Annotated in this window: 10 protein-coding genes; 4 read left to right on the top strand and 6 right to left on the bottom strand. The window is 67.4% G+C overall.

The window, feature by feature from the left end; translation table 11 throughout:
- Nucleotides 1-646: 646 nt before the first annotated feature.
- Nucleotides 647-1,039, bottom strand: a complete 393-nt coding sequence (locus VX037_RS22630; RefSeq protein WP_287017090.1) for a hypothetical protein — start codon at nucleotides 1,037-1,039, stop codon at nucleotides 647-649.
- Between the two features lie 527 nt (nucleotides 1,040-1,566).
- Here VX037_RS22630 and VX037_RS22625 point away from each other — a divergent pair.
- On the top strand, nucleotides 1,567-2,274 hold the full coding sequence (locus VX037_RS22625) for a TMEM165/GDT1 family protein (RefSeq protein ID WP_235725683.1): 708 nt from the start codon (nucleotides 1,567-1,569) through the stop codon (nucleotides 2,272-2,274).
- A 14-nt stretch (nucleotides 2,275-2,288) separates the two neighbouring features.
- Here the strand turns inward: VX037_RS22625 and VX037_RS22620 are convergent, their stop codons facing one another.
- From VX037_RS22620 to VX037_RS22610, 3 genes are read right to left on the bottom strand one after another with little or no spacing between them, the layout of a single operon-like run.
- A complete protein-coding gene (locus VX037_RS22620) occupies nucleotides 2,289-3,386 on the bottom strand; it encodes an MAB_1171c family putative transporter (protein ID WP_287017089.1) in 1,098 nt (365 codons plus the stop codon).
- 2 nt (nucleotides 3,387-3,388) lie between these two features.
- A complete protein-coding gene (locus tag VX037_RS22615) occupies nucleotides 3,389-3,898 on the bottom strand; it encodes an ImmA/IrrE family metallo-endopeptidase (protein ID WP_235725680.1) in 510 nt (169 codons plus the stop codon).
- 30 nt (nucleotides 3,899-3,928) lie between these two features.
- Complete coding sequence (locus VX037_RS22610) at nucleotides 3,929-4,492, bottom strand: XRE family transcriptional regulator (RefSeq protein ID WP_372475356.1); 564 nt, start codon at nucleotides 4,490-4,492, stop codon at nucleotides 3,929-3,931.
- Nucleotides 4,493-4,767: 275 nt separating this feature from the next.
- Between VX037_RS22610 and VX037_RS22605 the strand changes: the two genes are divergently transcribed.
- Complete coding sequence (locus VX037_RS22605; RefSeq protein WP_328715960.1) at nucleotides 4,768-5,712, top strand: hypothetical protein; 945 nt, start codon at nucleotides 4,768-4,770, stop codon at nucleotides 5,710-5,712.
- Between the two features lie 4 nt (nucleotides 5,713-5,716).
- Here VX037_RS22605 and VX037_RS22600 read toward each other — a convergent pair whose 3' ends face one another.
- Nucleotides 5,717-7,513, bottom strand: coding sequence for a TM0106 family RecB-like putative nuclease (locus VX037_RS22600; RefSeq protein WP_442903738.1), 1,797 nt, complete (start codon nucleotides 7,511-7,513; stop codon nucleotides 5,717-5,719).
- A 166-nt stretch (nucleotides 7,514-7,679) separates the two neighbouring features.
- On the opposite strand from VX037_RS22600, the gene VX037_RS22595 reads away from it, so the two are divergent.
- Nucleotides 7,680-8,390, top strand: coding sequence for a DUF6474 family protein (locus tag VX037_RS22595; RefSeq protein WP_235725675.1), 711 nt, complete (start codon nucleotides 7,680-7,682; stop codon nucleotides 8,388-8,390).
- 5 nt (nucleotides 8,391-8,395) lie between these two features.
- Nucleotides 8,396-9,256 carry a hypothetical protein gene (locus VX037_RS22590; protein WP_328715959.1) on the top strand — a complete coding sequence of 287 codons (861 nt, stop codon included), beginning with the start codon at nucleotides 8,396-8,398 and terminating at the stop codon, nucleotides 9,254-9,256.
- Nucleotides 9,257-9,267: 11 nt separating this feature from the next.
- Here the strand turns inward: VX037_RS22590 and VX037_RS22585 are convergent, their stop codons facing one another.
- Nucleotides 9,268-10,104, bottom strand: coding sequence for an alpha/beta fold hydrolase (locus tag VX037_RS22585; RefSeq protein ID WP_328715956.1), 837 nt, complete (start codon nucleotides 10,102-10,104; stop codon nucleotides 9,268-9,270).
- Nucleotides 10,105-10,204: the final 100 nt, after the last annotated feature.

Here is a 10,204-nt window from a genome sequence, read left to right as displayed (position 1 = left end):
GGTCGACTACGAGAACGCCGCACTGACCGAGCCCGAAGCCGCATAGAGGAGTCCTCCACGATTCCGGGGGAACCACATCTTTTCTCAGCTGTTGCGACGAAGACTCGGCACCGATCCGGTCGGCGCCTGTTCTCAGAGTGGTTCGTCGAGCGGAAGTGGGGGAGTTGATGATTGAACCAAATCAGGCGATGCGGACTCCGGCGGCGCCAAAGTCGCTGTGCCCGCGGACGTTGCTGCGCAGGATGGTGCAGCGCCTGTTAGACGCTTCGCGCCTCGAGGGGCTGTCGCCGGAGACGGCCTTCGAGCTCGCTGAGGCGGCGCGGGTGGTGAATCTGGCTGACCCCCGGTTCCACGGAGGGACAGAGGGAATGGCGCCTGCAGAGGTTGCAGCGGACATCGCTGCAGCCCTGGGCGTCAGTTGCTACACGATCGGCACCGCTCAGATCAGGGCGTATGTGGAGTCGGTGCAGTCGGTGATGCAGCGACGGGCTACTGTACTGCGGACGGTGGCTCGGACGGCCGACGTCAGGGGTGCGTAGCTATGAGCTCACGACTGCCGACCGCCCGGCGAGCACTACTGCTGATGTGACAATCGCTGTGTCCGACGATTGGCGTCGGACACAGCGATTGCAGTGGTCAGATACAGTCAGCGGCCCTTGGGCTGCTCTTTGAGAAGCATGGTGCCGATCGGCACACCGAAGTTGTACGTCGTGCCGACATAGCCGTTCTTGGTCCGGTGATACTCCGTCCGGTAGTACCATTCAACGGCCGGATGCGACGAGTAGCTGGCTACGCCACCGTCTTTCGTCGGCCGGATCGAATACTGGTAAACGTTCTTCGGCCCGATGCCGTAGTAGTCCTGCTGGTAGGTGTTTCCGATGACCCGAGCGTTGGACTCGGGTGTCGGCACGACGCCGTACATGAGGAGCTGGTGCTTGTAGTTCCCCTCGTTGATCTTCGCGTCAGAGTCCCCGGCACCGGCGACCAGGCCGAAAGTTGCTGCTCCGGCGATCAACGCCCCCGCTATCAATCGTTTCACAAGCTTCGACGCTAGCAGCGGAACACGATCTACTACTAGTGCGAAGTCGATTTGCCGAGAGTGGCTTGACTACCACCAGAACGTGGTTCACGTGAAGTTTCGTCACCGGTGACGAAACATACTGCGGCACAACATATTCCGCCGATATTGTCGCGTTACGTCAATCCAGCCACGCCTCGCGCAGCGGATGTGTGACTGCCAGGGATGCCCCAGCGGCAGACCTACTCGTTCGATGAGGCGCCCAGGCAAGCAGATACCCGGGCAGCAGGAGGGGCGCATCGCCGGTTGGTTCGTTGAGCAGATCCCGTCGGTCTCGGCATCGGGCGGACACGTGCTCAGACGTCCGCGAGCTCGGATCAACTGATGACGCAGTCACCCCAGACAGCCCTGACCTGCACCGAGTGCCATACACCCGGCCAACTGATTTGTTAGGGTCCCCAAACTTTTTGTTTTGAGCCTCCTACCTGCATAAATACGGGTCCGCGATCTGTTGCGAGCCCGGGTGTGGGCACCCTAACGTGGCTTCCGTGATCGCTGCCCTGTTGTTGAGTTTCGGCGTGATCTTCGTCGCCGAACTCGGCGACAAGTCACAGCTGATGGCCATGACCTACGCCCTCCGATACCGGTGGTGGGTGGTGCTGCTCGCCATCACCGTGGCCACCACCGCGGTGCACGCGGTGTCAGTGTTCTTCGGACATTTCCTCGGCCTGTCCATCCCCACCGACGTGATGTCGATCCTCGCGGGCCTGGCCATGTTGGTGTTCGGTCTGTGGACCATCCGGGGCGATCACCTCGACGACGACGAGTCCACCAAGGCCGAACGGGTGGGCGCATCGGTGTTCTTCGCTGTCATGTCGTCGTTCTTCCTCGCCGAACTCGGCGACAAGACGATGCTGGCCACCATCACGCTGTCGACCAACAACGACTGGCTCGGTGTGTGGATCGGTTCGACCATCGGCATGGTCGCGGCCGATGCGCTGGCCATCGCGGTCGGCTCCCTGCTGGGCCGGCATCTGCCCGAACGCATCATCGCCCGGGGCGCGGCCGCGCTGTTCTTCGGGTTCGGCGCCTGGCTGCTGTGGGAAGGACTGTCCGACGCATCGGCGGTCACCATCATCGCCACCCTGTCCGCGGTGGTCGTGCTGCTCGGCGTCGGCACGCTCTACCTCCGGCACCTGCGCCGCACCGCAGCAACCGATCCCGCTGACGACGCGGCCGTGCACAGCTCGCGCTGATCGGCGGGCCGGCTTCAGCCCACCGGCTGGGCGGCGACCGCAGCGGACAACGCCACAAGTGGCGCCGCGTCGGTCTCGATGTCCGCGCCGCCGGGCACGACGTCGCGCACCGCAGCACGCGGCGGTCCCGCCACCGCATACTCCTCGACGGCAGCCCAGATCATGTCCGCGCGGGCGGCGTCGTCGACGACCTCGAAATCATCGGTCAGATACGGGCTCAGCTGGGTGAGCGCGTCGCGGATCTCCACGACGCGTCGGTGCAGGAGCAGAGCCGGTGCCGGCGCCCCACCAACCGGAAGCACCACTTCGGGAACCGCTTCGGTCACCAGCTCCCAGAGTGGTCCAAGCGCGTCGATCTCCCGTCGATACCGGCGCCGAGACGTGATCGCATGCCACCGCGCGCGCAGCATCGGGTAGCTGATCCCGACGAGGAAGGCGACGACGCCGACGGCCGAACAGACCCCGCTCACGTCGAGCAGCCGGCCCTGGCCGAAGGTGCGTGTCGCCGAACCGATCACGAACACGATCTGCGTCACCGCTCCGGCGGTCAGGGACATCAACCCGATCAGCAACAGGACCAGGGATGTCCGCAGGTATCCCTCGGCCAGTTGGAGAAACCGCCGGATGCTGCGGACACACGCGACGAATCCGTAGGTGAGGTAGCCGCTGGCGATCAGTACGAACACCGCGTACGCGATGTTGCGGGCGGTCCACACCGACAGACCTTCGGTGCGCAGATCAATCGGGATGACCAGCATCGTGATCTGCAGTCCGATCAGCGCGACGACCAGCGGCACCGCCTCGATCCCGGCCCGGCGTTCGCGTGACGTCGAGCGCCCGGGGAAGAAGAAGACGATGATCAGCGCGGCCACTCCGACGGCGAGCAGCCCGTAGAACAGCACCCGCGCCGCCCCGGTGAAGGTCACCGTGTCGATCGCCTCGGTGACGTCGGCGCCGGAGACCACGAAGGCCAGAGTGAGTGCGGCGATGGCGATGGTCATCGCGATCGACTGCAACCCGCCGCCTTCACGCCGGATCTGTTCCAGGCGCCAGCACAAGGCGGCCGTGAACACGACGGCCGCGACTGTGTTGAGGATTCCGACGGCGATCATGCCTACAACCAGCCCTTGTGGCCGCCGAGAAGACGCTGGATGCCCCGCAGGTCGTCGTTGCGCGCGGTCGTGCCGACCACCTCGGTGGCCTCGGCCGCCCAGCTCAGGATCATCGACGCGAGCATCTCGGCCTCCCACTCGCGGTCGTCGGCGTAGCAGGTCCGACTCAGTGCATCGGCAGAGTCGTCGTCGGCAGGCGCGGTCAGCGCCGACGCCGACACCGCACCCAGGATCTGATGTCCGGCGATGAGATGACCGAACTCGTGGATGATGATCTGCTGCTGGTGCAGCGGCGACGTATTGGCCTGGTAGAAGAAGTAGTCCGCATCGTCGGCGGCCAGCCACACACCGTTGGGCATACCCACCGGCAGCGGGTGGGCGATCAACCGGATCGGGCGTCCACGCCGAGCCCCGTGCCGGTCACACAGCTGGGTGACGTCCAGCGGCAGGTCGAGGTCGAGGCCCTTCAGCGTGTCGCGACAGAGCAACCTCAGCGCACGATGACTTCGCATGGCTCCCGGAGCGGTGTACGACCCCTGCGGTCAGTTATTGTGCGGCCCGCCGACGACGCGCAGACGGGCGTCCTCCGGGGTCTCGCCCAGGCCCGCCGCGATGACGTCGGGCGGATCCTTCGGCAGTCCTTGCTGCTCGCGCAGCACCTTGATGAGCTCGTTGACGATGGTGACCGAGTCGCTCGACAGACCGGCGAGGCGGAAGGCCGCCAATTGAACGTTGGTGTCGGCCTGCAGACGCATGAGATCGATCTCGTCGCGGGTGCGCTGCGCGGCGCGGTCTTCCAGGAAGTAGTGGACGTCCACGCCGAATGCAGCCGCGATTCCCTCGACCGTGCGGAACGACGGCGACTTGGCCTTACCGGAACGCAGCTGACTCAGATACGACTCCCCGAGCCGGAAACCGCGCTCGGTCGATCGGGCGGCGATCGCCTTGGCGCTGTATGCGCGGCCGTTGGGGCCGGGCACTGTACGGAACAGTTCCTCGAGACGTCGCGCGAACAGTCCCGGATCCACTACTGCAGTGTGTTCGGTGTCGACCGCCCCGGTCCGACGTCCGCCGTCAACAGGCATTTCCGCACCTCGTATAGTCATTGTTCTCCCCGGCAAATTCAAAGTCGTTTGAACTTGCAAACATTAAAGACCCGCGTGCATCGTGGATGCAACGCCCGTTGCGATTTGAACGTACCCGACTACCATCGCCCATGCGTATCACCTGTGGCAACGATGTAACGAATCCTCCCTGTGGCATTATTCACACTCGATCGTGAACAAGATGTGGCGTCGCGAACCGGAAGTTGCCGAGAGGTGAACGGCGGGGTTCAACTCACACCATACGTTGGTGCTTACGTAACCGGATCGGGGGTCGGATGACACATCGTGTTCCAGCAGGTACGCAGCGTCGCCGACGTTCGGTTCCGGTGCTGGCGATGCTCGCGACGTTGGTGGTACTCGGGTCGGCTCTCGGCGCCGGGCTGGCCCTGTCCACTCCGGCATCAGACCGCCCCGACCGCGGCTCGGGGTGGGGCGGCGGCAATCACCACGGGCATGGCCACGGGCACGGGCATGGGCACGGTGATGACGATGACGACGAGGATTCGACGACGTCGGCGACCGCGTCGGGGAGCCAGAGCAGCGCAACCACGAGTCCTGCCACGAGCGAATCCACCAGCACCAGCACCAGCCAATCAACCAGCACTACGACCAGCGAATCCACGGGGTCGTCGAGCACCAGCGAATCCAGCAGCGTTACCACCAGCGAATCCACGGAACCGTCGACCACCACCGAGACCACCGACGACGGATCGGTCGTACCGCCGCGCTACACCCCGCGCCCGCCCAGCCGAGACGCGTCACCCGACGTCGATCCGGATGCGGCCGGCACCGGTGGTTCCGGTGGTTCCGGTGGATCGGGGCCGCCTGGCACCGGGAACCCGGCACCGGAGGACACCGCTGCGCCGGCGCCGGCTGCGGTACCGACGGTGCCCACAGCAGGCACGGGAGCGGGCGCCGGCGCGAACTCGGCGACCGGTCCGGGCGGGCCGTCGTCGACCGGCGGTTCGGCCGGTGCCGTACCGAACGAGACGACGTCATCTGAGGATGCGGGTCCGGACGATTCCGCGCCCATCCCCGACCCGGTCTCGGAGATGGCACCGGCGGCACTCGCCGATCCGGTGGTTCCGGACTCCGACGTGGCGGCCTCGCCCCGACGCATCATGATCGGGCTGGCGCCCGGTGGGCTACTTCTGCTCGGCGCGATGGCGTTGTTGGGCAGCGGGTCGTTCCTGGAGGCGCTGCGGTCGTCGCGGCCGTAATCGGTCAGGCGTCGCGGCCGGCGAGCAGCGTGTCCCGATGCGGGACCGCCGCACGCGCGCCGTCGGTGATCCATTCCCGCAGCACCTTGGTCGCGCGCACGTCGTCCTCGTTGTATTCGAGCAATCGTTCGCGTTGCGTGGGGTCCGGCACCCCGCCGCCGAGGCCCACCGCGTCGCGATACCAGTCCATCGACGCCTCGCCGCTGGCGTCGGCGTCGCGCCAGGTGAATCCGGCGACGGGCGCGACGCGCTTGAGACCTTTCCCGTTCGGGCAGATGAAGTTGCGGCCGACAGCCTCGTAGATGTCGACCCACTCGGCCGACCCGATGAAGGCCTCCACCTCGGCGCGCGACGGCACGCCCGGGGCCCCGGCGAACCGGTCTGCGGAGCCGAGTAACCAGCGGTTCTCAGCCTGCTGCGAATAGCAGTACGCCGCAAAGGACTTCCCGGCCTCGTGGGCGGCGTCGCGCTGCGCGGTCAGCCACGTCCAGAACTCCCCGAACGAGCGGCCCTCGTCGGTGGTGGGCAGCGGTTGCCAGGTGACGAACGGCCGGTAGCGGACCTCGCAGGTCGGGTCGGTGGTGTCGGTCAGCAGCGTGCCCCACATGTAGGCGCCGTGTTCGCCGTAGCTCTCCATGTCGACATCCACCTCGACGTCGGCACGCCGCACCACCGGGGTGTCGAGGCGCCGGATCAACGGGATGCCCTGCAACCAGGCGATGGCGGTGAGTATCGCGTCGTCGAAGCGCGCGTTGCCCGGCCATTCGTCGGGAGGCCCGCCACGGTGCGCGGCCAATTGATCGATCGTGGTGATCCCGGCATCGGCGAGAATTCGGCTCTGGTTGGCACCCACCACCAGGCTCACGTCGCGGCGCTGTTCCAGTTCGGGTCCGCATCGCTCCCACCACGAGCAGCTGCGGCATTCGCCGATCCGGCGGGGTGTGGTCGACACCTGCTGTTCGGCAATCGCCATGCGGCGGGCGAACACCTCGGCGTAGTCGGTGAGTGCCGAGGCCATCTCGTAGACGACGATGCAGTCGGCGTCGAGACCGATCACCCCGGCACGCAGCCGGGCCGGATCCGATGAGGTGGCAAGCCCGAGCTCGGTCAACATCGCAGTCAGCTGAGCAAGTCGGAGCAGGTCACGTCGCTGATTGCGCCCGTTGCGGGTGGGGTCCGCCGACGGGGACCAGGCCCACACCGGACTGGTCACCGTCACCTTGGGGCCCCCGTTGCCCTGCGCAGCACCGTTGCCGTTCGTGGACTCGTTGCCGTTCGCGGCCCCGCCGCTGTTCGTATCTGCGTCCGCGACGTTGACAGTGCCATCGGTGCCGTTCTTCGCGCCGGCGGTGCCGGTCGGTCGCCGCGGATTTTTCGCCGGATAGCTGGCCCGATGGTTCACGACGATCACCGGTAGGTACCCGTCACCGTCGCGGATCAGCAACTCGGCGTGACCGCGTCGCCCGGCCTCGCGATCGGTCGGCAGCGTCGCGTTCCAGATCCAGGCGGCCCCGGCGGCACACGCCGACAGGGTCTGCTCGGCGCGCGCAGCGTGGGTGGCGTCGGGGTCGATCAGCACCACGGTGCCCGGCGCCTGATCGCTGTGTAGGCCACGGATCATCTCTCGGACGGCGGCACGGTGATCGGCCGCCGCGGCCTTGCGTCGCTGCGCCTCCGGCGTGTCGGGTCGCGATCGCGCCAGGTCGGGGTATGCGTGGTCGAGGTACAGCCGGTGCTCGCATCCCGCGAGATCGCGGGGGTGTAACACCACCCTCACCACTGGTCCGTCCTCTCCCGACATCGCCGATCCGGGTCGTCCGCCACGCGCACCCGTCTGGTTCACGTCGGTTCGCCCCTGTCGAGCCTATGTAATGCTTGTACCGATGCAGTCGACGCCCGCTCGGTGTTTCCCCGACCTCGCCGGTCGGCCGGGCCCCGGGGCACCACACAGGAGGTAGGTCCTAGAAATGGGATTGTTCTCGTCCGACGGCAAGACCCGCGCGCAGCGCAAGGCCGAGGCCAAGGCGATGAAGACCAAGGCGAAACTCGAGGCCAAACTGGAGGCGAAGAGCGCGCGCAAGTCGCAGAAGGCGCTCCGCAAGGCCGAACACAAGTTCCGTAGCAAGGAACTCAAACTCGAACGCAAGAACGCCAAGGCCGCCGGCAAGGCGGAAGCCAAGGCCGCCAAGGCCCAGGCGAAGACGGCCGCCGTCGAAGCCAAGGCCGCGGTAGATGCCCAGCGATTCTCTCCGGCGAGCGTTCGGCGGTATCTCCTCGTCGCCCGACTGGTGTCCCCGATCGTGGTGCCGATCGCCTATCGCGCTGCCGTGGCCGCGCGTGGTCAGCTGACCGCTCTGCAGGCCGGTCGCGCCGGAGTGGCCCCCGACGTGCTGCGCCAGTTCTCCGGACACGGCGCGACGCTACACGCCCGTATCGCCACTACGCGGTCGGCGCTGGAGAAGGTCGCCACCACCGACACCTCCGACGACGCTTCGGCCTTCGTCACCGCGATGGTCACTCGCCTCGACAATCTCGCGATCGCCGTCGACGCCGCCGAGGCGATGCCGGCCTCGCAGCGGCGCACCGCGCACCACTCGATCGAATCCGAACTCGAGGGCATCGAGGCCGACATCCTCGCCCGACTGGGCGTGCACGATTCGACCCCCAAGGGAGCGTGAGGGAGATGACCGAGCCGGGACCGGCGGACCGTCGAGACGATGACGGTTCCGACGGGGCTCAACCACAGCAGGCTCCGGCAGACGGCGCCGTGCCGGATCCGGCCGCAGCCGGGAGCACGCCCGGCGAGCCTGGTCCCGCCAAGCCAAGTCCCGCCGAGCCTGGTCCCGCCGAGAAGGCGGCGAAGAAGACACCGGCAAAGAGGGCCGCCGCAAAGAAAGCTCCGGCGAAAAAGGCCGCGGCGAAGAAGACTCCGGCTAAGAAAGCTCCCGTGAAGAAGGCCGCGGCGAAGGAGGCCGCCACCCGGGACGCGGCGAAGAAGTCGTCCGCCAAGACGGCTGGGGCCAAGAAGGCGCCTGCCACCACGGACGCCGCGAAGAAGGCCGCAGCGAAGAAGGCCCCGCCGGAGACCACGCCCGTCGATCCTCCCGTCGAGGAACCCACACCGGGGAAGTCGCAGGCCGATGAATCGGTGACCGCACCTTCGGAACAGCAGTCGAGCCCCGAGCAGTCGAGTCCCGAGCAGAAGTCGAGCCCCGAGCAGAAGTCGAACGCAGGCCAGGCCAGGCATGTGGCATCGCGACCGGCGTCGTCGAAGCCGGGGGCCACCAAGCCACCGACGAAAAAGGCGTCGACCGGTCCCGCCGGCCGCGCGTCGACGGCACCGGGCGCCCCGCCGTCGCGGCCGTCACCGGCGGTGGTCGACGTGGTGGCCGAATCCGATGCGCAGCGCGCCACTTTCGCCCAGCTGCGAGCGGGAGCACCCACCGAGTTGCCCACCAGAAACCGCGCCGTGCCGATCATCGCGGCCGGCGTGTTCGGGGCGGTGCTGCTGTTCGTGATCGAGATTCTGCGCCGTCGGCGTTGATCGTGACCGGGTCAGGCGCCGACCCGGTCGACGATCGCGGCGGCCACCTCGGCCGGGCGGGCCTCCGGTAACCAGTGGTCGACATCGCGGATGATCCGGAACTCGTAGGGCGCATCCACATAGCTCGACGTCATCTCCGCGGCGACCCGGCCGAGCGCGAAGTCGCCGTCACTCCAGACGTAGGTGGTGGGCACCCGCACGCGCCCGATGCGGCGGTCCGCGCGGCCCCAGAACGGTATCCCCCGGTACCAGTTCAACGCACCGGGTAACGCGCCCGAGGCGACGATGTCGGAGTAGAGCTGGCTCGCGAACGGCTCCGGCAGCCCCATCCGGGCGCCGCCACCTGGAGAGCGAAACAGCTTGGACAGGAACCATTCCGGGAGTTTCGGAAGATTGAAGGCGGCCATGTACCAGGACCGCAGCACCTGCCCTCGCGGCATGGCCCGGACGAACGCGGCGGGGTGTGGCATGGACGCCACGGTCAGCGTCGCGATGCGCTGGGGATGGCCAGCCGCCACCGCCCAGGCCGCCGCGCCGCCCCAGTCGTGGCCCACCAGATCGACGGTGTCGGCCCCCAAGGTGTCGATCAGTGCGACGACATCAGCGACGATCTCGCCCATGCGGTAATCGCGTCGCGCGGGCGGCCTGGCGCGCGGTGAGTATCCGCGCAGATCGGGAGCAAGGGTGCGTAACCCGTTGTCGTGCAATCGTGATGCCACGCCTTCCCACACTGTCGCGCGCTGCGGGAAACCATGCAGCAGGATCACCGGCGGCCCGTCGATCGGCCCGTCGTCGATCACGTCGAAGACGTAAGGGCCGTTGGCGAACTCGGTGATGCGGTCGGTCATCGTCGGCGTCCTTCCCCGGGGATGGCACCGACCCTACCTGCCGAGCGGTGGGCAGCAGATCGCCCGCGGCGCGGTTGCGTCGCGGGCGATCGACTTCCGG

This window comes from Gordonia sp. Z-3 (genome assembly GCF_036233855.1).
Lineage (GTDB): Bacteria > Actinomycetota > Actinomycetes > Mycobacteriales > Mycobacteriaceae > Gordonia > Gordonia tangerina.
Note: the sequence above shows the minus strand (reverse complement) of the source record. Positions and strands in the feature narration are given on the sequence as shown.

Bases quoted from the DNA above. Each gene is read 5' to 3' on its own strand.
- VX037_RS22615 (WP_235725680.1), bottom strand. From the start codon at position 3,898: ATGCGAAGTCATCGTGCGCTGAGGTTGCTCTGTCGCGACACGCTGAAG.
- VX037_RS22610 (WP_372475356.1), bottom strand. From the start codon at position 4,492: ATGACTATACGAGGTGCGGAAATGCCTGTTGACGGCGGACGTCGGACC.
- VX037_RS22600 (WP_442903738.1), bottom strand. From the start codon at position 7,513: ATGTCGGGAGAGGACGGACCAGTGGTGAGGGTGGTGTTACACCCCCGC.
- VX037_RS22590 (WP_328715959.1), top strand. From the start codon at position 8,396: ATGACCGAGCCGGGACCGGCGGACCGTCGAGACGATGACGGTTCCGAC.
- VX037_RS22605 (WP_328715960.1), top strand. From the start codon at position 4,768: ATGACACATCGTGTTCCAGCAGGTACGCAGCGTCGCCGACGTTCGGTT.
- VX037_RS22620 (WP_287017089.1), bottom strand. From the start codon at position 3,386: ATGATCGCCGTCGGAATCCTCAACACAGTCGCGGCCGTCGTGTTCACG.
- VX037_RS22585 (WP_328715956.1), bottom strand. From the start codon at position 10,104: ATGACCGACCGCATCACCGAGTTCGCCAACGGCCCTTACGTCTTCGAC.
- VX037_RS22595 (WP_235725675.1), top strand. From the start codon at position 7,680: ATGGGATTGTTCTCGTCCGACGGCAAGACCCGCGCGCAGCGCAAGGCC.